The following is a 22,940-nucleotide window of genomic DNA, read 5'->3' as shown; positions in this document are numbered from 1 at the left end:
TGGTAATTGTTGACGATCTGGACGCCGGTGTCGATCGACCGAACCTGGCCGATCACAGTCCGATGCAAACGGCATGGGCCGCCCGAATTTCATACGGCTGCGTTCGACAGGAGCGGCCAACCCACATTCCCGTGAGACGTCCCCCACGACATGAAAACTCGAGTGCCTTCATTCTCTTCGCCACTGCAGTTGTTTTGCGAATGATTCCCGACGTCATCACTCGTACCCCGGTGAACATTCTTCGGGAAGCGAGGAAGCGCCGGTCGCGTCTCCCTGCCCCACGCGGGAATTCAGCACTGGCGGCTGCACGATGGCGAGTCAAGGCGGTGGCAATTTCGGATCGAGTTTGCATCGTCTGAGTGGTAGCGGCTGAGCAGATACCAGTCGTGTCACAAGGCCTGACTTTTCATCGACCTGTACATCAAGGCAGGCGCAGCCGTACCCGTGCTGTCCAGCGTTGGTCACGACCCATCCTTTCGTCGTCATGTCCGGCATCTTCTCGATCCCTGGAGCCTGATAGCCACCTTGTTCCGAAATTGTCCATTCACCACTTCGGTCCCGTAACGAAAAGTTGGCGGGAGTTGGATTTTGGAGCCAGCCACAGCGCTTCTCAACGGTACCTTGCGCGTCGGCGACGGAGGTTGCCAACGCCATTCCTAATCCGAGCAACACCACAAAAAGATTTGTCATCAGGATTTTCTCTTCACTCATCGGCAATTGTCGACAATCTGAACGGCACTGTCGAACCTCGGTTCATGGCCGGCCAGCGCCCCACGGCTGAGGTCGACGATCGCCCCGGGTGTGCGTCTCATGCAAAAGGCACGAGGCGACCCGAGGCGGTTAGTCAAATCTCTCAAAACCGGGCGTCCGATCCAGATGCGCGCGCGCAAATGCATCCCACACTTGCATTCCCCGGTACCAGCCGACGACGGGTATCAGCGCCGCAAAGCCGAAGACTAGACTCATCGCGATGGCGAGGGGATGCTCACCCTCAACGGACCAGCAAACAAACCCCAAAATGACAACGGCTACGAAAAGCGTGCTGAACAAAATCGCTGCGAGGCGCAGAGACCAAACCGGTGAAACGCCTTCGACGCAACCGCTCTGATGGTTAAGCCAACCTTCCAACGTCTGCCAGTTGTCTGGGTCCCGTAGTACAGCGGTGACGATCATGCCATTCTCGACACGGACAGTCCCGCGCATTTGAACATGCATATTGAAGCCGACCATCGGCGGTGAAGTTGAATTCGGTGTACGGTCCGTATTTCGTTCGCGTGGTAGTCACGCCCGACACATCATCTAAAGTGACTGTAGCCCGGAAGAACTTCATTCTGCTTATTGTCTCGGTCGTAGCCAACGCTGCCGATTATCGACTATTCGTCGGTCGCGTCGAAGGTCCGTTCATGGCCGGTCCCGATCGACTCAGGCGTTGAGCTTGACGCGGCCGTTGAGGCGTCTCCTCAACATCACCCCAGGTCGCTCGATGCATAGGGGTTGCGACGGAGTCAATCCCAGTACTGGCCCAACTGCTCGGCCACGCGCCGGCCGTGGGTGAGTGCGATCTCGTTCAGTGAGAGCCGGGTGCGCAGTCGCCGGGCCTCGGCCAGCGCGATGCGTGCCTCGTCGGTCTGCCCCTGGCGGTCGAGCGCGGCGGCCTGCAACACGCGTGCAAAGTGGAATCGAGGGTCGCGTTGGCTCGACGCGAGCGCTTCGGCCAACGCCTCGGCGGCGCGGTCAGCGCGCAGCAGGAACACGCCGAGCGCCCAACCCCAGAAGCCAAGGCGACGATCGCGCGGGCTGATCGCCATGCCGAGGCGCATGCGCGCAAAACCGGCCTCGAACTCGCTGGTGAGGATTAATGCGGCGCCGAGCGCGACATGTGCCTGGGCGTTGCTCGGGTCCAACTCGAGCGCGCGCCGCAGCATTGTCATGCCGCGAGGGAGTTGCCCGAGGTCGCACAGCGCGCAGCCGGCCAAGCCGAGGACCTCGGGGCTGCCGTCGTCTAACTCGACGGCGCGCTCGGCCGCTTGCTGGGCGTCGTCGGCAGCGGCCGACCCGGCCGCTGCCTCGGGCAGCAACCCGATGTTCCGCGCCAGCGCGGTGAGCATGGCGTAGTGGGCGTGCGCCAGGCCGAACAGCGGGTCGAGCGCCAGGCAGGCGCGCAGCCGTGCGCGCGCCTCGCCGATGCCGTCTTCGTTCCAGCCCTGCAGCGCGATGGCGCCGACGGCCTCATGGTAGTGCGCCCAGGCGTCGAGGTTGTCCGGCCGCTGGCGGCGAATGTGGGCGATCTCTGCGCGCGTCAGCTCGGGTTCGAGCTCGGAGATGATGCCGCGCGCGATCTGCTCCTGAAGATCGGCCATCTTGGCGTGGAAGCAGTCGAACCGCCCGTTCCACAGCACATGCCCAGTCTGCGCGTCGGTCAGGTGGGTCGTGATGCGAACAGCGGTGGCCGTGGGCCGCAGGCTGCCCTCGACGACGAAGCGCACGCCGAGCTGCTGGGCAACCTCGGTCAGGCTGGCGTCGTGCGGGCGGAAGGCGAAGGACGAGGCGTGCGAGATGAGCCGAAAGCCGGGCACTCGCGCCAGTAGCGCGATCACATCCTCGGCCAGCCCCTCGGCAAGAAAGACCATGCGCGGATCGTCGGCCAGCACGTTGAATGGCAGCACCGCGATCGTCGGCCGGTTCGTGGCGGCACAGGGTGCCAGCGGTGCACCTGGCGCCGAGGCAACCCCGATACGGACCTCCATCGCGAAGCGGTAGCCGAGGCCAGACACGGTGGCGATGGCCTTGTCGCCCAACAGCTTGCGCAGCACCGAGACCTGCACCGAAATGTTGTTCTCCTCGACCACCAATCCCGGCCAGGCGGCCTCGAGCAACTCGCTCTTCAACACCACGCGGTCGCGGTGCGCAAGCAGGCAGGCCAGCAGGTCGAACGCGCGCGCGCCGACGGCCACCGGCGCACCGTCGACGAGCAGCAGCCGTTCGGTGGGCCGGAACTCGCCGCGGTCGAAGAAGTAGGCGTCCTGCATGTGATCGGCTTTCGTGTTTAGGGACTTTTAGCAGCGTGGCGCAGAACGTTAAAGGACGCGGCCGGACACCCGGGCGCACAGTGTCTTCGCGTTCCGCACCCACCCCGCCACTTCCGCCGAGGACACGACCATGGACAACACCCCCGTCAATTTCGCCGCCGTCAAGACCCGCCAGCAGGCTGCGTGGTCCTGTGGCGACTATGCCGTGATCGGCACCACTCTGCAAGGGGTCGGCGAGTCGCTCGCCGAGGCCTGCGACCTGTGCTGGGACGAGCGCGTGCTCGACGTCGCCGCCGGCAATGGCAATGCCAGCCTTGCCGCCGCACGGCGCGGCTGCCGCGTCATCTCGACGGACTACGTCGCCGCGTTGCTCGATCGGGGCGCCGAGCGCGCCCGCGCCGAGCGCCTTAACATCGCCTTCCAGGCCGCCGACGCCGAGGCGCTCCCGTTTGCCGACGCCTCATTCGACGTGGTGCTGTCGACCTTCGGCGTGATGTTCACGCCCGACCAGCCCCGGGCGGCAGCCGAGATGCTGCGCGTGTGCCGGCCCGGCGGCCGCATCGGCCTGGCCAATTGGACGCCGGACGGCTTCATCGGCCAGCTCTTCAAGACACTCGGCCGGCACCTGCCGCCGCCGGCCGGACTGAAGCCGCCGTCGGCCTGGGGTGTGCCGGCGCACCTGCGTGAGCTGTTCGGCGACGCTGTCGGCGAGGTGCGCGCAACGCCGCGGACATTCTGCTTCCGCTACCGCTCGCCCGAGCACTTCATCGAGGTCTTCCGCACGTGGTATGGGCCGGTGCATAAGGCGTTCGCCGCGCTGCCTGCCGACGGTGCCGCGACGCTTGAGCGCGACATCATCGACCTGCTGCAGCGCCTGAATCGCGCCGGCGCGCGGTCGCTGGTCGTGCCGAGCGAATACCTCGAAGTGGTCATCACCCGCCGCTGAAGGCGGCACGCCCACTCTGCAGGAGGCAGGCCATGAAACTCAGTGTCCAAGAGAGTCAGGCGCCGCTGCGCCGCCTGTACCGCGAATCGCCCGTGGCGGCGTTGGTCGTCGACCATGCGCGCGCCGTCGGCGTCGACCCGTCAGACCCCTTCCATTCGCGGGTGGAACCGATGGATGGCTGCGACGTGGCGGTGCCCGTGGGCGTGCATGGCGCGCTCGGCGGCCCTCACGACGCGCCGACCCCCGGCGACCTGCTTTGCGCCGCGCTGGCGGCGTGCCAAGACTCGTCGATCCGCATGGTGGCCAACCTGCTCGGCATCACGCTGACCGCGTTGGAAGTCCGCGTCACCGGCACTGTCGATGTGCGCGGCACGCTGGCGATGCAGGCGGATGTCCCGGTGGGATTCCAGACTCTGGTCTGCGAGGTCTCGCTGGCTGCCCTGGAGGGGACGCCGGCCGAACTGCTGGACAGACTGTGCGCCGCCTCCGAGCGCTGCTGCGTGGTCCAGCAGACGCTGCGCCAGCCGCCACCGGTCCAGACCCGTTTTACCTTCGCGCAATAACCAGTCGACGCGCCCACCGTCGGTTGATGTCAGCCGCTACCTTGAGGAGCCCCTCTAGCAAGTCGGATTCGAGATTACGCCTCATGGAGATCGATCGCGCGGCAGACGCTGCCGATGAGGTCGCCGGCCAGGTGGGGGCTGAGTTCAGGATGCGCCACTCCACGGCAAGACGCACCTATGTCGCCAACGGAGTCGACGCAGCAGCGGCTGACTTCGCCGGTCTCGACTCGGAGCGAGGCACTCCGGTTCCGCTTGCCGGATACCGCTGCGAGCGTCGGGTTCCGGCAGTCCGGCTCCGGCCGAAAAGTACTCGTGGGCTATCGGGCTGGTTTCCGAACAAACCAGCCATTCGAGTGACGGCTTCGTGGGACTGGCGAATGGCAGCAAGTGGCCGCGTGCTGACCCATACGATTCGCATCGATTCACGCCAGCCTCCCGCGACCGCGAGCGGCTGAGAGCGAACCATAGCGGACTACGAATACGGACGCTTCTTGAACCAGGCGTCGGCGGAAGGCAGAAAGAGCAGAACAGTCGCCACCGCATTAGAGAAATACAAGATACCAGGCTTAAATTCGGCTCTAAAAATAACCTCCCACACAATGAGTAGTAGCCCAACCATTGTCGATAGCGCTTGTGTAATCCTGGCCCAGTTCTTTTGATAGACCATTGCAAGCATCAACGTGGCATTTAGGGCAAGCCAGAGACCCAAGGTTGCAATGGCCTTCTGCTGTACCTGAGACGCATAGAGACCTTGGCGAAAGTCGTATAAAAGATGGGGGAGTAAAAAATGCATCTGCCCGACCCAGACAAGTGCAAACAGCAAAACCGCTATTTTGACTGGTAGTGGCGCTTCCGCCTCTAGAAGTGGGATAGAGCTTTTTTCTTTTACTATCATTTTAGTGAGACTCCATCGTTCGGGTACCGAGTTCAATTTGTCATATGCTCACAAAATTGAATGTTCGCGACGACACGGATTTTGGCGCGTTGGCGCGCGATTCGTAGCATCCCCTCTTCCGCTCCAGCCAGCAGCCTCGCGCCCCCACGTGTGCCGGCATCCGCACGCACCATCCGCTTAACACCCGCCTGCCGCCCGCCCGATTCGGCGGCTATGCTGAAATTCTCATCCAAAGCGCCGCGAACTGCCAAGACGGTCGCAAATTGGCTTTCTATATTCGCGCCATGTTGAAGAACAAATGACGGAAGCGGCGCGCATCCCCAGGGCTTGCCCGCAGCGCCCCCTTCCCAGTGTTTTCCAGCATTGTTTCCGGCATACGATCGTCCGTACCCTGAACGGACCCCATTAAAGGAGACCATGCCGCACGCATCGAGCTGCCATTGACGCCTTTAGCGATTTTCATAACTTGAACTGTCGAAGCAAGGAGAGACCATGAGTTTTCGCAACACGCTGAAACCCCTCGCTGTGATGCTGGGCGCGATCTTCGCGGTCGCGCCGCTGTCCGGCTTTGCGGACGACCTGCCGGTGAAGATCGGTTTCGCGGCGCCGCTGACGGGCGTCAACGCCGGCTACGGCAAGGACCTAGAAAACGGCGCGCTGCTCGCCATCGAGGAAGCCAACGCACAAAAGATCAAGGTGGGCGACCAGGTCGCCAACTTCCAGCTCGTCTCGGAGGACGATCAGGCCGACCCGCGCGTCGGTGTGCAGGCGGCGCAGAAGCTGGTGGATGCCAACGTCTCGGTGGTGGTGGGCCACTTCAATTCGGGCACGACGATTCCGGCCTCGCAGATCTATGAAACGGCCGGCACGCCGGTGATCGACCCGGCCGCCACCAACCCGATCATTACCGGGCGCGGCTTTGCCAACACCTTCATGGTGATCTCCACGGACGCGCAGAACGCCGGCAACGCAGGCGTCTACGCAGTCGAAGTGACCAAGGCCAAGCGCATCGCGATCTTCGACGACCGCACCGCCTTCGGCCAGGGCGAGGCAGACGAGTTCGAGAAGGCGGTGAAGGCACACGGCGGCAACATCGTCGCGCACGAATACACCAACAATCAGGCGGTCGACTTCAGCACCCAGCTCACCGCGATCAAGGCGGCCAACGCCGATCTGATCTTCTTCGGCGGCCTCGATACCCAGGCTGCCGGCGTCGCCAAGCGCATGAAGCAGCTCGGCCTCACCGCCCAACTGGTGGGCGGCGGCGGCGTGATGGATCCGGAGTTCATCAAGCTGGCGGGCGATGCCTCCGACGGCGCGATGGCCTGGGAATACGGCCGGCCGCTCGCGCAGTTGCCGGGCGGCAAGGACTTCTCGGCGAAGTTCAAGAAGCGCTTTGGCGTCGACATCCTCTCGTATGCGCCGTTCGGCTACGACGCGGCGTGGGCGGCGATCAAGGCGATGCAGCAGGCCAAGTCGTCGTCGCCGGCGGTGTATCGTCCGGTGCTGAAGGCGATCAGCTTCGAAGGCGTGACCGGTCCGATTGCGTTCGAGCCGAACGGTTCGCTGAAGAACGCGGGTTCCACGCTGTATCAGGTCAAGGGCGGCACGTGGGTGCCGATCGTGACCAAGGGCGGCGGCAGCTAAGGCGCGCATTCGCATCGGCCCCTGGCTGGTTGAACCCTTCGGCAAGCAGCAGGTCTGATAGCCTTACGCCCTGCTTTCATGCGGGTCTCGTCCATGACGACGAGACCCGCAAGCCAGCCGAGACAACTGAAGAACCGGCAAACTGACGCCGCCGGTCGCCTGGATGCAATGGATTACATCGAACACCTGAACAGCACGCTTTTCCTGATCATCAATGCAAGCCTGCCGGCGCGCCCGGCGCTCGTCACCACGGCGTGGTTCTTCGCCGAATATCTGATCTGGGTCATTCCATGCGGACTCGTCGCTGCGTGGCTGTGCGGTCGCGGCCCGTGGCGGCGCGCGGCGTTTCGCGCCGCGCTCAGCGCCCTGCTGGCGTTTCTCATCAGTTACGCGATCGGCCTGGCGTGGCCGCATCCACGGCCCTTCGTCCTTGGCATCGGCACCAACCTGCTCGAGCATGCCCCCGATTCCTCGTTTCCGAGCGACCACCTCACGCTCTGGTGGGCGATCGCCTTCAGCCTGCTCGTACCCGCGCATCGCCGGCACGGTTTGCCGCAGATTCGCCTGACGGGCCTCGTGCTGGCGCTACTCGGCCTGCCGATGGCATGGGCTCGCATTTATCTCGGCGTGCATTACCCCCTCGACATGCTCGGCGCCGTGCTGGTCGCGCTGATCGGCGCGAGCGGCGTCGCACTTTGCGAAGGACGCGTGTTCGACACCCTGTTCGGCGCGAGCGAGCGGCTGTACCGGTTCACCTTCGCCCCATTGATCCGGCTCGGCTGCGCGAAGCGGTAAACCGGCGGCGTCGCGCGCACAACCACCTGCGACGAGGCATCGCGCTCGATCCTCACGAGCGAGGCCTGGGCTTCATTGAACACATCCGCCGAGCAGACCTGATGGCCGAAATCGGCATGCAGGCGGCGCGTGATCTGCAGCACGCGCGTCGAAGGATCGAACACGTAGTGCGAGGCGTAATCGAAGAAGCGGTCCTGCACGCTGGCGTCGACCGGCAGATCGGTCACACGCACCGTAGCGGGCAAGCTGATCTGTGAGGTCTCGTCGAAGTCGCCGCCCACGCAGACCCACGGCTGGGTGCGCTGCGGCTCGGCCAGCCACGACTGCACCTGGCTCGCAATCCCCCCCGCGAAACTCGACAGCGCCGGCAAGGCGGTGGTTCCGTCGGCCCATGTGAAGTGTTGCAGCGCGCCGTGGATCGTGGTGGTGAACGGTCCCACGGTTGTCGCAACATCGCTGGTGCGCAATTGCGCGGTGCCGTGCAAACCTGTTTGCAACAGACGGCTCGCTGCGATCGCCTGAGCGCGCTGCAGGGTGGCACGGCGGAACACGTTGCGCTCCAGTTCAGCCGTGGCCCCCGTGTCTTCGACCCGGTACGCGTAGGCTGCCGCCCCGCTCTCGTCGACGTCGATCTGCAGGCGCACCGAGCGGCTGCGCGACTGCGTGGCCGGCGTGCGCGACATGACGCCGTCGTCGACCAGCAGCACCGGCCGGTCCATTACGACGAGCGGCAAATAGCCGAACGCGATACCGCCCGCGGTAGTGTCGGCGTACAGCGAGAGCTGCGGAATCCAGACGATCGCGTGATTGATCGCGCTTTCGCCGTAGCCCGGCACATCCGGCAAGGTGTAGTACGGGCCGAGGTTGAGCAGCACCGCTTCGCTGCGAATCCCGACCGCCGCCAGCAAGGCGCTATAGAGCGCCACGTGATCCTTGCAGTCGCCATAGCGGTTGCGCAGGATGTCGGTCGCCTTATGCGGCACCGCCGCCGTCTCGCCGAGAAACAGCGCCACGTAGCGCACGTTCAGGCGCACCCAGTCGTACAGGATGCGCGCCTTGTCGCGCGGGTCGGCGGTCCCTGCCGTCAGCGACTGCGCAAGCTGCACGATGGCCGGATCGCTCATGGTGGGATCGATGGCCGGGGCCTTGTAGCGCGCAGCGAAGGTCGCATAGTCCGGCACCGTGGAAACCATCAGCCGGTCGCCCCACGTTTCATAGCCCACCGCGCCCGCTTCGACAGGCGCATACGGACCGTGCCGGTAGTCGAACTCGTAACGCGTGCGGCCATTCTCCGTTACCGGCGGCAGCTCTACGTAGCCACGCGCGTCGGCATACAGCGGCACGTCGGCGGGCAGGTCGAAGATCAGCCGTTGCAGTTCGACCGGATCGCGGGTCGGCTCGACGAGGTACGCGAAGGTGCCGGCCTGCAGCGGCTTGCTGCGGATCTTGCGAAACGCCAGATGAATCCGCGAGCCCGGTTCCACGCCCGGGAAGATCACCGTGCGCAACACGCCGTCCTCGAAAGTCGGCGCGCCGGCCGAGCGCGGCTCCTGCACGTCGCGAATGCCGTCCGGGCCGACCGGGTGCACGGCGCCGTCGGAGTCGATGGCCTCGGCGGCGAGCAGTTGCACTTGCTCGATATCCTTGTTGAACCACACATAGCGCTGGGCGATGTCGTCGACGCCGCTCGTGGTGTTGGCGCGCAGCACGGTGTCGTCGCGCTCCTCGACCGAGCCGTCCTTCTGGATCACGAAGTAGTGGACGTCGCTTTCGATGGTGGACGGGGCGAGGTCGTCGCTTGCGGGTTGGTCGTCCGGGCGCGAAGTTGAGGACGTTGACGGCGCCGGGGACATCGCAAGCGCCGGGGACGTTGAGGACACCGGGGACGCCACCGCCCCCGCCACCGCGCAAGCGCCGCAGATCGCCCACGTCATCGCGGCACACCAGCGCCGTGCGGCAATTGTCCTCAAGATCGCACCTCGTCCCGTCCGGTACTGTGGTTGTAGCACATCGGCGCCGCAGCCGGTTTGCCGCCGCACGACTCTTGCGCGGCCTAACGCACGGTATGCACGGTATGCACGGTACGCACCGCACACAACCCACTACCCTGCGTGCTGCCGCAACTCGGCCCCTTCGTCACGCGAGAGCCTGGTGAAGAAGAACAACGAGGACAGCGTCAGCGCGCCGACCACGACGAAGGCCGGCGAAAAATCGCGCGCCGTCAGATACGCCGCGCTGCCGCCATGCAGATGTGCGGTCAAGGCCAGCAGCGACGCGGCGAACGCCACGCCGATGCTGATCGACAGTTGCTGCGCCATGCTCGATAGCGCCGTGGCGCGGCTCATCATCGGCTTGGGCATATCGGAGTAGCCGAGTGTGTTGAGCGTCACCATGCCAAGCGAATTAAACAGGCCACCGAACAGCAGCACGACGAAGATCAGCAGATGCGGCGTGCTCGGCCGGAACAATCCATAGCAGGCGTAAAAGCAGCCGGTCAGCGAAGTCGCGCCGATCAGCAGCGTGCGAAAGCCAATGCGCCGGATGGCCTGCTGCATCACCGCACGCACGCTCAGCGAACCGACCGCCGTCGCCACGCTGAGCGAACCGGATTGCAGCGGCGAGAGGCCAAAGCCGAGCTGCAGCATCAAGGGCAGCAGAAATGGCGACGCGCCGATGGCGATGCGCAGCGGCATGCCGCCCACCACGGCGGTCCGGTAAGCCTTGAAGCGCAACAGGCCCGGATCGATGATCGCATCGTCGATGCGGCGGCTGTAGCGCCAGTACGCGAAGATCGACAGCGCGCCGAGTCCCGCCAGCGCGAAGGTTACCGTCTGCGGCACCAACCCGCGCCCAGCGGTGTCGAGACCGCCTACGAGGCCGACGAGCCCGCTCGAAAGCAGAATGAAACCGGCCAGATCGAAGCGCTCGTAGACCGGTTCATGGGTATCGTCGATAAAGCTCAGTGCCATCAGCACACCGAGCACGCCGAACGGGATGTTCAGCAGGAAGATCCAGCGCCATGAGGTAATCGTCACCACCAGGCCGCCGAGCAAGGGCCCGGCAAGCCGGCCGATGGCGCCCGGCACGGTGAACCACACCATCGCCGCCACCATCCGCGCGGGCGGCACGCTGCGCAGCAGGATCAGGCGCCCGACCGGCACCATCATCGCGCCGCCCATGCCCTGCAGGACGCGGAACAGCACCAGTTGCGACAGCGTTTGCGCCAGTCCGCATAAGGCCGAGCCCAGCGAGAACAGCGCGATCGCCATACAGAACACACGGCGCGCGCCAAAGCGGTCGGCGAGCCAGCCGCTCGCAGGCAGGAACACCGCGAGGCTTAGCAGGTAGGAGGTGATCGCCAGGTTCAGATGCAGCGTCTGAACCTGCAGCGAGCGGGCAATCGACGGCAAGGCCGTCGCCATGATCGACGTGTCGAGGTTCTGCAGGAACAGCGGACAGGCAACGATAATGGGAATGAGTCGGGAGCGATCGGTCATGCGCTCCCTTTTACCGTAAAACACGGCGGCGGCACAACGCCGTGCGTGCGCAATGCGGTCGCAACCCGCTTCGCTTCAGCGCGCTAGGGTATTACCCCGCAACGGCGCCTTCCTCGAGCGCCCGCCGCAGCGAAAGCGCAATCCCCTGTGCCGCGAGCCGCACCTCATCGAGAGCCGGAAAGGTAGGCGCAATCCGCAGATGCCGGTCCTCGGGGTCCCGCCCATGTGGATAGGCCGCTCCAGCCGGCGTCAACACGAGGCCCGCCTCGGCGGCGAGCGCAACGGTGCGCTTTGCGAACCCTGGCGGCGTGTAGAGGCTAATGAAGTAGCCTCCCGCGGGTTCGTTCCACGTCACGCCGTCCAAGCCACTCAGGTGCTCCCCGAACGCCGCCGCAATCGCCGCGAATTTCGGGCTCATCAGCGCGCGATGACGCTCCATCAAGCGCTCAAGACCGGCGCGATCGCGCAAAAACCGCACATGACGCAACTGGTTCAGCTTGTCCGGCCCGATCGTGCGCAGCGAGACGCGCTGCTGCCACCAGCTCACATTGCGCGGCGAGCCGGCGAGGAAGGCCAGCGCGCCGCCGCCGAAGGTCACCTTCGAGAGCGAGGCGAACACCAGCGCGCGGTCCTCGTGCCCGGCAGCAGCGCAGGCTTCGAGTATGTTGGGCGTCGTATGCCGCTGCGCCGTCAAATGATGGAAGCGGTAGGCGTCGTCCCACAACAACCGGAAATCCGGCGCCGCCGCGGGCATCGCAGCGAGGCGCCGCACCACCTGCGCCGAGTAGATCGCACCGCTCGGGTTGCTATAGAGCGGCACGCACCAGATCCCCTTGATGGCGGGATCGTGCAGCACCTGCGCCTCGACGAAGTCCATGTCGGGGCCGTCGTCATGCATCGGTACGTTGATCATGCGGATGCCGAGCGCCTCGCAGATCGCAAAGTGCCGGTCGTAGCCAGGCACCGGACATAGCACGGCGATATCGTCCTGCTTGCTCCACGCCGTGCCGCCCGGCACGCCGAACAGCATCGCGAAGGCCAGCACGTCATGCATCAACTCAAGGCTCGAATTACCGCCAGCCACCACCTGAGCCGTCGGCACGTCAAGCAGCGCCGCGCCGAACTCGCGCGCCTCGGGCAAGCCGAGCACATGTCCATAGTTGCGGCAGTCGATACCGTCGCGCGACATAAAGCCTGCCGTGCCCGCCTCGTCGAGCAGCGCGCGAGACAGGTCGAGTTGCTCGGGCGCAGGCTTGCCGCGCGACATGTCGAGGCGCATGCCCAGTTGCTTGAAGGCGTCGTAAGTCATCGGCATCGTGATGGTCTCCGGTCGTTGTACGGACATCGTTTGAGAAAGGTGGCCGCAGCACACAAGCCGCGGCCACGCAGGAACGCAGCCAGTATGCCGAGCACCATGCATTCAGACAAACGCGTTATATTGAACGTTTCGATAAGCTTTTCTGATACCAATGAAAGCCTTGGATCTCGACGTACTGTCGATGGTCGTCGCCATCGCCGATGCCGGCAGTTTCGTACGCGGCGCGGCGCTCGTGCACCGCTCGCAATCCGCGCTCAGCATGCAGATCCGCACGCTGGAGAACGCGCTCGGCAAGCCGCTGTTCGTGCGCGGCCCGCGCAGCGTCACGCCCACCGCGGACGGCCAGGTGCTGCTCGCCTATGCGCGCCGCATGCTGGCCCTGCGCGACGAGGCTTGGGCGTCAATGGTGCATCCCGAGGTGAAGGGGCGTGTCGCGATCGGCGTGCCGGACGATTACGCGGCCTCGCTGCTGCCAGCCGTGCTGCGCAAGTTCTCGGCGAGCTATCCGAAAGTCGAGATTCAGGTGATCGGCCTGCCGAGTCACGCGCTCGCGCCACTCCTCAAGGACAACAAGATCGATCTCGCCTGCGTGACCCGCCTGAAGAATCTGAGCGGCGACTTCATCCGCTTCGAACCGATGGTGTGGGCCGGCGCCGCGGCGAGCGGGCGCGAGATCTGGAAAGAGCGGCCCTTGCCGGTGGCGCTGTTCGGCGCCGGCAGCGTGGCACGGGCTAACGCGATTCATGCGCTCGAGCGCGCCAAGATCGCCTATCGCACCTCGTATGAAAGCCCGAGTTTGATGGGCCTCTTCAGCATGGTCGAGGCCGGGCTCGCCGTCGCTCCGCTCGCGCGTTGCGCCGTGCCCGGCCACTTCATGCAGCTGGGCCGCCCGCACGGCTTGCCCGCGTTGCCGGAGCTGGAAATCGTGCTGGCCCGCAGCGCGCGCTCGAACCGCCCGCCCTGCGATTTTCTCGCCGAACAGATCCTCAGCGAACTGCGGCTGTGAGGTGCGCGGTCAGGTGACCACTGAGGCGAACTGCGGACAAGGATTGCTCATCCGCCACACGCTACGCCTGTAAAATAACGCCCCGTGTCCGCCGCAATTTTGCGCCGCCGGCAACTCACGACCTACCCCGCCACACCCACGAACTGAAGGCCCGTAGCTATGCAAACCAGCCCGCTCAAAATTGCTGTGCTGTTCGGCGGCACCAGCGAGGAACGAGAAGTCTCGATCGCCAGCGGCGCGCAGGTGGTGCGTGCGTTGCGTGCGGCGGGACACGAAGTGCTGTCCATCGATACGTCGCGCGGCTTGCTGAGCGGCGAAGAAGAAGTGCGCTTTCTCAGCGCCCGCGTCAATGAAGCGCCGCCCGCCTCCGAAGCGCTGGCGATGATCCGCGCGGACCAGAACAACGCGCTGCAGGCGGCGACGCTGGCTGGCGTGGACGTGGTGTTCGTCGCCCTGCACGGCGGCACCGGCGAAGACGGCACCATCCAGGCCATGCTCGATCTGGCGGAACTGCCCTATACCGGCAGCGGCCACCTGGGTAGCGCAATCGCGATGGACAAGGACATGTCCAAGCGTCTCTTCGTGAGCGCGGGGATTGCCACCGCTCGCTGGCTGATGGCGCCGGTCGACGCCGAGACCGCCGGCGCGCAAATCGGCTACCCGCTCGTCGTCAAGCCGAACAGCCAGGGGTCGACGGTCGGCCTTTCCGTGGTGCGTAGCGCTGAACAACTGGCCGCGGCGATCGAACTGGCCGGTTCGTACGACAGCGAAGTGATGCTGGAGCAATTCGTCGCCGGGCGGGAAATCACTGTCGGCGTGCTCGGCGATGAAGCCCTCAGCGTGGGCGAAATCGTCATGGACCCGGACGCGGTGTTCGATTACAAGGCGAAGTACCAGCCCGGCGCGGTGCGCGAGATCTTTCCGGCCGACCTGCCGGAAGACATTGCTGAGAACGCCCGTGCGCTCGCGCTGCGGGCCCATCGCACCTTGAAACTGGATGGTTATAGCCGGACCGACTTCCGGCTGGATAACCACGGCGTCCTGTGGTGCCTCGAAGTCAACACGCTGCCGGGCATGACGGCCACCAGCCTGCTGCCGCAGTCGGCGCAGGCGCGCGGCATTGGCTTCGGCGAACTGTGCGAGCGGATCTGCCGGCTCGCCATCGAGCGGCATCGCACGCGCAAGTAATCGCCGCGCCGCCTCACTCGCTTTCGCCCAACCGTACCAGCAGCGCCTGTAGTTTCTCCACATGCCGCAGCAGCAGATGGCGGTGTTTTTCGATCTGCTCGAGCCGGCCCGTGAGATCGGCGTGATCGGTGTCCTCCAGATCGGCGGCGGCGATCACTTCCTCCACCTTGGCCCGCAAAGCGGCCAGCTCGACCGGCGGACTCGCCAGATGCCGCTCGAAACGGCGCACATCCTGCACCGCCAGATCGCGCACCTTGCGAAAGTGGGCTTGACGCCGATGCACCTCGGCCTCGAACATCTCCTCCTCGAGACGGCGCGCCGGGGTTGGCTGGCCGAAAATCGGTTCCGGCGGGCGCAACACCGATTTCTTGCGCACCGGATGCGCCGTGCCGCGAAACCGTGTGAGCGGCATTTCGTTGTCGATCGCCTCGCGTGCGTTGGCGGGAATCTCGTGCGCATCGTGCGGCGTGTTCATCCAGCCGTTCGGCAAGCCTGTCACCGCTTCGATACCGCGCACGAACTCCTCGCTAAACTCGCGCTGGCCGGACAGCATCAGTTTCAGATAGCTCGCGGAGAACGTCATCATCCGCGCAAGCCGCGTGGCCGCCCCCACCTCCTGGGTCAGCACCACCAGATTTGCCCGCCAGATCGGAAGCAGGGACTCGTCGGAATCTTCCATTGCTGGGTCTTCCATCTCTTCTCGCCCGATTAGTCTGCGACGACTGTGCGAACTCGCGGCCCGCAGGCGTCATTTGATGAAAGGGTAGTCGCTTCGTCATACGACACGCAACCGGTATGTCCCGCAGCAACCATCTTGCATGGGATTACTGTCACGATAGAACAAGCCACGCGGCATTGTTCAGACCTATGCGGCACGGATTGTGCTGATGACGTGCTGGTGAGCGATTCCGCCTCACCCACGAAAAAGGGAAATGAGATGAAGAAAGCAATTCTTGCCTGCGCGATGCTCGTTGTCGCGCTCGGCGTCACAGCACCGGCTCACGCCGACGAATACCACCATCATCGCGTGTGCCATAAGGTCCACGTACATGGACACTGGGAGAACCACTGCCACTATTGATCGCAACGCCAGACGCGGCGCGGCTCGCGCCGCGTCTCTCGTGCGTCCGCCTGCGGGTGCTGAAGCGCGCGCGAGGCGGCTGCGAGAGGTTCCTGTGCGTGTTCTGTAACGCGCCGCTTACGCGGCCGTCACGTACTCCAGCGCAGTTTTGACCAACGCCTGCAACAGCGGCTGAACCTGCGCCGCGAGCGTTTCGTCATACGCATACGGCATCTGCTCTTCCATATACGTAATCTGCGTCAGTTCGAGCTGCACTGCGTGCACGCCCTCGGTGGGCTGCCCGTATTGGCGTGTGATATAGCCGCCCTTGAAGCGGCCATTGGCAATTGCCGTGTAGCCGCCGTGACGCTCGACCATCTCGGCGAGCGCCTCCGCCAGCCCCGCCACGGCGCTCGCGCCGTTCGAGGTGCCGAAGTTGAAATCCGGCAGGCGTCCTTCGAAGAAACGCGGCACCTGCGAGCGGATCGAATGCGCCTCCCACAGCAGCACCTTGCCGTGCCGCGCCTTCAGCGCCGCCAGGTGCGCGGCCAGCGCCTCGTGATACGGCTTCCAGTAGGCATCGCGGCGGCGCGCGACTTCGGCCTCGTCCGGCAACTGCCCGTCCAGGTACAACGGCTCCTTGTCGAAGGTGTCGACCGGCAGCAAGCCCGTCGTGTCCTGACCCGGGTAGAGATTCGCGCCGTCGGGCGGGCGGTTCAGATCGATCACGTAGCGCGCGTGGCTCGGCATCAGGATCGAGGCGCCGAGGTCCCGCGCAAAGGCGTACAGGCGGTCGAGATGCCAGTCGCAATCTTCGGTGCGCAGGGCGGCGGGCGTCATCGTCGCGGCGATGTCGTCGGGAATGCCTATGCCGACGTGGGGAATCGAAATCAGTAGCGGCAGGCTCCCCTCGTGCAGCGAGAAAACCGGCGAAGTGTTCGAAGCAGTCATGTCAGTCCGGAATCAATTGGATCGGGGTGTGGTTGCAACAGCTTACCCGAGTCGCTGATTTACGTAATTCAGTGGCGTAGCTGAGCCGCGTAACTCAGTGGCGTACCCTATGGCGCTGTTCAGCGGCATAACCGAGCGGCGTCAGTTACTTGAGCAACTCCGCGAGCGCCACCCGATACTGCGCGTACGCACGCTCTTCATCGCGATGCCGGCGATTGTCGACGACCTTCTCGCCGCCGGTATAGACATCGCGAATCGGCGTCTCGCCATGTTCGCAGAACACGACGCCCGACAGCCACGCTTGGGAGGCGTGTTCGGCAATGCTCGCGTGCGCCGCATCCAGCACCAGCCAGTCGGCGCGCTGCCCTGCCGCGAGGCCGTTCACCGCCCGGCCGGTGGCATGCGCGCCGCCGTCGAGAGCGGCGGCGAACAGGCGGTCGGCGACAAACGGCGCATCCTCCGCCGCCAGCACATTGCGCTGCCGGCGCGACAAACGCTGGCCGTATTCGAGCAGCCTCAGTTCGGCGCGCCAGTCGACGCCGATATGGCTGTCCGAACCGATGCCGAAGCGCCCTTGTTGATCGAGGTAGGTATGCGCCGGGAAAATGCCGTCGCCGAGATTGGCCTCGGTGGTCAGGCACAGGCCCGCCACTGCGCCGCTACGGGCAAGCGCGCGGGTTTCGTGCTCATCGACGTGGGTCGCATGCACGAGGCACCAGCGGGAATCGACGTGGAAACGCTCGAGCAGCCATTGCACCGGCCGCGCGCCTTCAGTCTCCAGGCACGCGTCGACTTCCGCGGTCTGTTCGGCGATATGGATGTGCACTGGCGCACCCGGCAGGTCCGTATCGAGACCGTCGAGCAGCGCGCGCAGCGACTGCTCCGAGACGGCCCGCAACGAATGCGGCGCCACGCCGTAACGCAAAGCCGGGCCTTCGGGACGTGCCGAGCGCAGCGTACCGAGCAGATCGAGCAGGCTCTCGGGCGTATTGATGAAGCGCTGCTGGTCGGCGCGCGGCTCGCGGGCCCCGAAGCCGCTGTATTGGTACAGCACCGGCAGCATCGTCATGCCAATGCCGCTCGCCTGCGCCGCATCCACCACCCGCTCGGCCAGCTCGGCCGAGTTGCCGTAGCGGCTGCCGTCTGGCGTGTGATGCACATAGTGGAATTCACAGACCGACGTGTAGCCCGCCTTCAGCATCTCGATGTACAGCCACTGCGCGACGGCGGCGAGCCCCTGCGGCGTGATCTTCGCTGCGAAGCGGTACATCAGGTCGCGCCAGCTCCAGAAATTGTCGGTGGCGTTCGCACGATACTCGGTCAGGCCCGCCATCGCGCGCTGAAACGCATGCGAATGCAGATTCGGCATGCCGGGCAATACGGGACCAGCGGCGCGCGCCACACCCTCCGGCGCGGTCTCACTGTCAGGACTCACGTGCGTCAGCGTGCCGGTGGCGTCCCACTGCAGCAGCACGTTGCGCCGCCAGCCATCGGGCAGATACGCATGCTCGGCGAACAGGGCGCGCTTCGTTGCCGGCGCAGAAGCGTGGGACGACGCATTGGTAGACCCATGGTTGGGCGACGTAGCCGGCGCTTGATTCAAGTCAGTCATCTTCAGACCTTGCTGGAGTTCGACATGGGCGTGAAGCCAGGCTTAGCCGCGCCGGGCACCCGATAGTTGTGGCACGGCGTCGTGCCGCGTATAGACCGTCTCGCCGGCACGCACCACGTGCGCGCACAACGGACGGCCGATCCAGTACGCCAGCTCGGCCAGCGTATCGACCGACCACACCGCGAAATCGGCCGCCCGGCCGACCGCCAGCGTGCCGTGGCGATCCGCCTGCCCGAGCGCGCGCGCCGCGTGCTGCGTCACGCCTTGCAGCACTTCGGGCACGGTCATGCGAAACAGCGTGGTCGCCATGTTCATCATCAACAGCAGCGAGGTCGTGGGCGAGGTGCCGGGGTTGCTGTCGGTGGAAATCGCGATGGGCACTTCATAGCGGCGCAACAGCTCGAGCGGCGGCAACTGCGTCTCGCGGATAAAGTAGTACGCGCCCGGCAGCAGCACGGCGACCGTGCCGCTCTCCTTCATCGCGGCCACGCCCGCTTCGTCGAGAAACTCGAGATGATCCGCCGACAAGGCGCGGTGACGCGCCGCCAGCGCCGTCCCACCGCTGTTCGACAGCTGCTCGGCATGCATCTTCACCGGCAGCTTGTGGCGCTCGGCCGCGGCGAAGACACGCTCGCTTTGCGCGAGCGAAAAGCCGATACGCTCGCAGAACACATCGACCGCGTCGACCAGGCCCTCGTCGGCCAGCGCGGGCAGCATGCGCTCGCAGACTTCCGTAATGTAGTCGTCGGCCCGTCCGGCGAACTCCGGCGGCAGCGCGTGCGCGCCGAGAAAGGTCGTATAGACCGATACCGGATACTGCTCGCCGAGACGGCGCGCGACGCGCAACATCTTGCGCTCGCTGGCGAGATCGAGGCCGTAGCCGGATTTGATTTCGATGGCGGTGACGCCTTCGGCGAGCAGCGGTTCGAGCCGTGCCGCCGCCTGGCGCAAGAGGGTTTCTTCATCGGCGGCACGTGTCGCGCGTACCGTCGAAACGATGCCGCCGCCCTGCCGCGCGATCTCTTCGTAACTGACCCCGGCGAGGCGCTGCGCGAACTCGTCGGCGCGCTGGCCGCCGTAGACCAGATGCGTATGACAATCGACGAGACCCGGTGTAACCCACGCGCCGCCGAGGTCCTCGCGCGGCCAGGTGGCGTACTCAGCCGGCAAGTCGCTCGCCGCGCCAAGCCATGCAATGCGGCCGTCGCGCACGGCGAGCGCGGCATCGGCCAGCGTGTGATGAGGATCGCCCTGCGGGCAGAGCTTGAGGTGATGCCAGACGGTTTGCTTCATCGCGTGCCCGTTGCAGCTTGTTGCGGTCTGTAAATTCAAGCGTAATGGAGGCGGATGGCGAGCAACGCGCCCGCGCCGCCTAGCTTGCAAGTGAGTGCCTGCGGCGCGTCGATACGCAGCGTGTCGTCGGTCGCAAGCGTCACAGCAGCGGCATCGCCCAAGGTCACCTCAAGCGAACCCGTGGCGCAAAACAGCAGCACGACGTCAGCGGAAAGCTCGTGCAACTGCTCTGCCCTACCGGCGCCCTCTGCGTCACCCCGCCATACCTCGACTTCGCCCTTCGCTGCACCACGCCGCACCATCAGGTTGAAATCGCGCGTGGCGCCGTCGACCAGCCGCGCGTCGATCGCGGTCTCGCCGGCAAAGTGCGCCATGTCAAGCGCTTGCGTCAACGCGTGGGTCGGCCCGTTCGCCTCATCGAGCAGCATACCCGCACCCGAGAGCAGCACCAGCGTCCGGTCGATGCCCTCGAAGCGCGAGAACGGCCCGGCTTGCGCGACATCCGCAATGCTCACGCGCCAGAGGAACGCATCGAGGCTAGCGCCTGGCGGATAAGCCGTCACCTCACGGGTGACGCCGCCGCCGTTCTTCCACGGCGCCGCCACCAGCTCGGCGCCGCGTAGCAAGGTGGTGCCAGCCAACCTGCCTTGCGCCACGATCAACGGCCCAGCATCGGCAGATTGAGGCCCGCCTCACGCGCGGTTTCCTGCGCGAGTTCGTAGCCGGCATCCGCATGACGCATCACGCCGGTGGCCGGATCGTTGAACAGCACACGGCCCAGACGCTTGCTGGCTGCATCCGTACCGTCGGCAACGATCACCACGCCCGAGTGCTGGCTAAAGCCCATGCCCACGCCGCCGCCGTGGTGCAGCGACACCCACGTTGCGCCCCCTGCTGTGTTCAGCAGCGCGTTGAGCAGCGGCCAGTCGCTGACCGCATCCGAACCGTCCTTCATCGCTTCGGTTTCGCGGTTCGGGCTTGCCACCGAACCGGTATCGAGGTGATCGCGGCCGATCACGACCGGCGCCTTCAGCTCGCCGTTCTTCACCATTTCGTTGAAGGCCTGGCCGAGACGATAGCGATCCTTCACGCCGACCCAGCAGATCCGCGCCGGCAGGCCCTGGAACGCAATGCGTTCGCGCGCCATGTCGAGCCAGTTGTGCAGGTGCTTATCGTCGGGGATCAGTTCCTTGACCTTCGCGTCGGTCTTGTAGATGTCCTCAGGATCGCCCGACAGCGCAACCCAGCGGAACGGACCCTTGCCTTCGCAGAACAGCGGCCGGATATACGCCGGCACGAAGCCCGGGAAATCGAAGGCGTTGGCGACGCCCATTTCCAGCGCCATCTGGCGGATGTTGTTGCCGTAGTCGAGCGTGGCGGCGCCCCGCTCCTGCAGCGTGAGCATGGCCTGCACCTGCTTGGCCATCGATTGCTTGGCCGGCTGGATGATGCTGTCCGGCGCGGTCTTCTGACGCTCGCGCCAGTCTGCCACGCTCCAGCCTTGCGGCAGGTAGCCGTTGATCGGATCGTGCGCGCTGGTCTGGTCGGTCACGCAGTCCGGCGTGATGCCGCGCGTAACGCACTCGGCGAACACGTCGGCCGCATTGCCGAGCAGGCCGACCGAGACCGGCTTGCCGGCCTTCTTCGCATCTTCGACGATGGCGAGCGCCTCATCGAGCGTCTTCGCCTTGCGGTCCACATAGCGCGTCTTCAGACGGAAATCGATGCGCGTCTCGTCGCATTCGACGGCGATCATCGAGAAGCCCGCCATGGTCGCCGCGAGCGGCTGTGCGCCGCCCATGCCGCCCAGACCGCCGGTCAGAATCCAGCGGCCCTTCGGGTCGCCGTTGAAATGCTGGTTGGCCACCGAGAAGAAGGTCTCGTAGGTGCCCTGCACGATCCCCTGGCTGCCGATATAGATCCAGCTGCCCGCCGTCATCTGGCCGTACATCATCAGGCCCTTGCGGTCGAGTTCGTGGAAGTGTTCCCACGTCGCCCAGTGCGGCACGAGGTTCGAATTCGCCAGCAACACGCGCGGCGCATCGGCATGCGTCTTGAACACGCCGACCGGCTTGCCCGACTGGATCAACAGCGTTTCGTCGTCGTTGAGGTCCTTCAGCGAGGCGAGGATCTGATCGTAGCAATCCCAGTTACGCGCAGCACGGCCGATGCCGCCATACACCACCAGCGCATGCGGATGCTCCGCGACTTCCGCGTCCAGGTTGTTCTGGATCATCCGGTAAGCGGCTTCCGTGAGCCAGCTCTTGCAGGTCTTCTCGGCGCCGCGCGGAGCGCGGATGGTACGGGTCGGGTCGAGACGCGGGTCGATGTGCTTGGGGTTGTTCATGGTGGCTCTCGGAGGCTGGAAAGTACTCGGGGATCAGGTAAAAGGCTCGGATCGAAACAACGAATTCAAAAGTGTCCGGTGAAACGGTAACGGCTGCCGGGGTGCCAGAGATTGGCCACCGACGCCACAAGGCTTTGCGACCACGTGCGCCGATGCAGCACGAGGCATGGTTCGAGTTCATCCATGGTCAGCAGTTGGCGCGTGTCGGCATCCGCCGCCAGCGCCTCGATGCGGTACTCGACGCGCTGCAGCGGCGCGACGCGCACCAGGTACTGGTTAGGCGTGGTGTTGGTAAAGTCCTGCAAGGCATACTCGGGCGCGACCGCCGGGTTGACCCAGCGTTCTTCGAGCTGCACCGGCTCGTCATTCTCGAAATGCAGCACGCGCGAATGAAACACCGGGCTCCCCGCGCTCACCTGCATTTCGTCGCCGAGCGCCTCGTCGGCAATCGCCGCGCCGATGTGCAGCACCTTCGCCTGGTAGCGATGACCGCGCGCCACGATCTCGTCGGAGATGCTGCGGATCGCCACCAGCGTCGACTCGTACTTCGGCCGCGCAACGAAAGTGCCGGAACCCTGCACGCGCGTGAGCACCTGCTCGGAGGTGAGCTCGCGCAGCGCACGATTGACCGTCATGCGCGCCACGTTGAACTCGCGGGCGAGCTCGTTTTCCGAAGGGACCTGGTCGCCCTCACCCCATTCGCCCGCGTGGATGCGGGCGAGGATGAAGTCCTTGATCCCCTGATAGGCCGGTGCGTTCATGCTGGGTTTGCCGTAAGTGCCCTGGATGCCGT

The 22,940-nt window shown here is 65.2% G+C and carries 22 protein-coding genes and 1 pseudogene; 8 read left to right on the top strand and 15 right to left on the bottom strand.

Going from position 1 to position 22,940, the window contains the following annotated elements:
- Positions 1-318 precede the first annotated feature (318 nt).
- The 3 genes from BLQ92_RS18390 to BLQ92_RS18380 form a co-directional block, all read right to left on the bottom strand.
- Positions 319-711, bottom strand: coding sequence for a DUF4087 domain-containing protein (locus tag BLQ92_RS18390; RefSeq protein WP_208449390.1), 393 nt, complete (start codon positions 709-711; stop codon positions 319-321).
- Positions 712-840: 129 nt separating this feature from the next.
- Positions 841-1,173 carry a hypothetical protein gene (locus tag BLQ92_RS18385; protein WP_143016627.1) on the bottom strand — a complete coding sequence of 111 codons (333 nt, stop codon included), beginning with the start codon at positions 1,171-1,173 and terminating at the stop codon, positions 841-843.
- Positions 1,174-1,505: 332 nt separating this feature from the next.
- Positions 1,506-3,029 carry a winged helix-turn-helix domain-containing protein gene (locus tag BLQ92_RS18380; RefSeq protein ID WP_090685946.1) on the bottom strand — a complete coding sequence of 508 codons (1,524 nt, stop codon included), beginning with the start codon at positions 3,027-3,029 and terminating at the stop codon, positions 1,506-1,508.
- A gap of 130 nt (positions 3,030-3,159) precedes the next feature.
- Here BLQ92_RS18380 and BLQ92_RS18375 point away from each other — a divergent pair, with 130 nt between their 5' ends.
- The 3 genes from BLQ92_RS18375 (at position 3,160) to BLQ92_RS39450 (ending at position 4,993) form a co-directional block, all read left to right on the top strand.
- Positions 3,160-3,975: a class I SAM-dependent methyltransferase gene (locus BLQ92_RS18375; protein ID WP_090685945.1), complete on the top strand. Its 816-nt coding sequence runs from the start codon at positions 3,160-3,162 to the stop codon at positions 3,973-3,975.
- A 32-nt stretch (positions 3,976-4,007) separates the two neighbouring features.
- On the top strand, positions 4,008-4,538 hold the full coding sequence (locus tag BLQ92_RS18370; RefSeq protein ID WP_090685944.1) for an OsmC family protein: 531 nt from the start codon (positions 4,008-4,010) through the stop codon (positions 4,536-4,538).
- Between the two features lie 83 nt (positions 4,539-4,621).
- A complete protein-coding gene (locus BLQ92_RS39450; RefSeq protein WP_143016626.1) occupies positions 4,622-4,993 on the top strand; it encodes a hypothetical protein in 372 nt (123 codons plus the stop codon).
- Positions 4,994-5,010: 17 nt separating this feature from the next.
- Here BLQ92_RS39450 and BLQ92_RS18365 read toward each other — a convergent pair whose 3' ends face one another.
- Together BLQ92_RS18365 and BLQ92_RS39445 are read right to left on the bottom strand one after the other, a co-directional pair.
- Complete coding sequence (locus tag BLQ92_RS18365) at positions 5,011-5,433, bottom strand: hypothetical protein (protein ID WP_090685943.1); 423 nt, start codon at positions 5,431-5,433, stop codon at positions 5,011-5,013.
- Positions 5,434-5,465: 32 nt separating this feature from the next.
- On the bottom strand, positions 5,466-5,852 hold the full coding sequence (locus BLQ92_RS39445; protein ID WP_143016625.1) for a hypothetical protein: 387 nt from the start codon (positions 5,850-5,852) through the stop codon (positions 5,466-5,468).
- A gap of 73 nt (positions 5,853-5,925) precedes the next feature.
- On the opposite strand from BLQ92_RS39445, the gene BLQ92_RS18360 reads away from it, so the two are divergent.
- On the top strand, positions 5,926-7,080 hold the full coding sequence (locus BLQ92_RS18360) for a branched-chain amino acid ABC transporter substrate-binding protein (protein WP_090685942.1): 1,155 nt from the start codon (positions 5,926-5,928) through the stop codon (positions 7,078-7,080).
- A gap of 78 nt (positions 7,081-7,158) precedes the next feature.
- Positions 7,159-7,719, top strand: a pseudogene (locus tag BLQ92_RS40690) (undecaprenyl-diphosphatase); the annotation flags it as partial.
- Here the strand turns inward: BLQ92_RS40690 and BLQ92_RS18350 are convergent.
- The 3 genes from BLQ92_RS18350 to BLQ92_RS18340 all read right to left on the bottom strand — a co-directional run bounded on the left by BLQ92_RS18350 (position 7,713) and on the right by BLQ92_RS18340 (position 12,687).
- Complete coding sequence (locus BLQ92_RS18350) at positions 7,713-9,809, bottom strand: DUF3857 domain-containing transglutaminase family protein (protein WP_208449392.1); 2,097 nt, start codon at positions 9,807-9,809, stop codon at positions 7,713-7,715. The pseudogene BLQ92_RS40690 and the gene BLQ92_RS18350 overlap by 7 nt on opposite strands.
- Positions 9,810-9,977: 168 nt before the next feature.
- Complete coding sequence (locus BLQ92_RS18345; RefSeq protein WP_090685941.1) at positions 9,978-11,372, bottom strand: MFS transporter; 1,395 nt, start codon at positions 11,370-11,372, stop codon at positions 9,978-9,980.
- A 91-nt stretch (positions 11,373-11,463) separates the two neighbouring features.
- Positions 11,464-12,687, bottom strand: coding sequence for an aspartate aminotransferase type Ic (locus tag BLQ92_RS18340; RefSeq protein ID WP_175772743.1), 1,224 nt, complete (start codon positions 12,685-12,687; stop codon positions 11,464-11,466).
- Positions 12,688-12,841: 154 nt separating this feature from the next.
- Between BLQ92_RS18340 and BLQ92_RS18335 the strand changes: the two genes are divergently transcribed.
- Positions 12,842-13,696 carry a LysR substrate-binding domain-containing protein gene (locus tag BLQ92_RS18335; protein WP_090685940.1) on the top strand — a complete coding sequence of 285 codons (855 nt, stop codon included), beginning with the start codon at positions 12,842-12,844 and terminating at the stop codon, positions 13,694-13,696.
- Positions 13,697-13,855: 159 nt separating this feature from the next.
- On the top strand, positions 13,856-14,884 hold the full coding sequence (locus BLQ92_RS18330; RefSeq protein ID WP_090685939.1) for a D-alanine--D-alanine ligase family protein: 1,029 nt from the start codon (positions 13,856-13,858) through the stop codon (positions 14,882-14,884).
- 13 nt (positions 14,885-14,897) lie between these two features.
- On the opposite strand, the gene BLQ92_RS18325 is transcribed toward BLQ92_RS18330, so the two are convergent.
- Positions 14,898-15,563 (bottom strand): hypothetical protein, encoded by a 666-nt coding sequence (locus tag BLQ92_RS18325; RefSeq protein WP_090685938.1) that lies wholly within the window; start codon positions 15,561-15,563, stop codon positions 14,898-14,900.
- A gap of 258 nt (positions 15,564-15,821) precedes the next feature.
- On the opposite strand from BLQ92_RS18325, the gene BLQ92_RS40065 reads away from it, so the two are divergent.
- A complete protein-coding gene (locus tag BLQ92_RS40065; protein ID WP_175772744.1) occupies positions 15,822-15,965 on the top strand; it encodes a hypothetical protein in 144 nt (47 codons plus the stop codon).
- 117 nt (positions 15,966-16,082) lie between these two features.
- Here the strand turns inward: BLQ92_RS40065 and hutG are convergent, their stop codons facing one another.
- From hutG to hutC, 6 genes are all read right to left on the bottom strand, one after another.
- Positions 16,083-16,895: an N-formylglutamate deformylase gene (hutG, locus tag BLQ92_RS18320; protein WP_090685937.1), complete on the bottom strand. Its 813-nt coding sequence runs from the start codon at positions 16,893-16,895 to the stop codon at positions 16,083-16,085.
- Positions 16,896-17,040: 145 nt separating this feature from the next.
- The gene (locus BLQ92_RS18315) at positions 17,041-18,507 is read right to left on the bottom strand and encodes a formimidoylglutamate deiminase (protein ID WP_090685936.1); all 1,467 of its coding nucleotides are present in this window, start codon (positions 18,505-18,507) and stop codon (positions 17,041-17,043) included.
- Positions 18,508-18,549: 42 nt separating this feature from the next.
- Positions 18,550-19,800 (bottom strand): imidazolonepropionase, encoded by a 1,251-nt coding sequence (gene hutI / locus BLQ92_RS18310; RefSeq protein WP_090685935.1) that lies wholly within the window; start codon positions 19,798-19,800, stop codon positions 18,550-18,552.
- 35 nt (positions 19,801-19,835) lie between these two features.
- Positions 19,836-20,441, bottom strand: coding sequence for a HutD/Ves family protein (locus BLQ92_RS18305; RefSeq protein WP_090686001.1), 606 nt, complete (start codon positions 20,439-20,441; stop codon positions 19,836-19,838).
- 17 nt (positions 20,442-20,458) lie between these two features.
- Positions 20,459-22,147 carry a urocanate hydratase gene (hutU, locus tag BLQ92_RS18300; RefSeq protein WP_090685934.1) on the bottom strand — a complete coding sequence of 563 codons (1,689 nt, stop codon included), beginning with the start codon at positions 22,145-22,147 and terminating at the stop codon, positions 20,459-20,461.
- Between the two features lie 65 nt (positions 22,148-22,212).
- The gene (gene hutC, locus BLQ92_RS18295) at positions 22,213-22,908 is read right to left on the bottom strand and encodes a histidine utilization transcriptional repressor HutC (protein WP_090685933.1); all 696 of its coding nucleotides are present in this window, start codon (positions 22,906-22,908) and stop codon (positions 22,213-22,215) included.
- Between the last annotated feature and the right edge of the window lie 32 nt (positions 22,909-22,940).

The sequence above is a fragment of the Paraburkholderia phenazinium genome (genome assembly GCF_900100735.1).
GTDB classification, from domain to species: Bacteria; Pseudomonadota; Gammaproteobacteria; order Burkholderiales; family Burkholderiaceae; genus Paraburkholderia; species Paraburkholderia phenazinia.
This window is presented reverse-complemented; position numbering and strand designations above follow the sequence as displayed.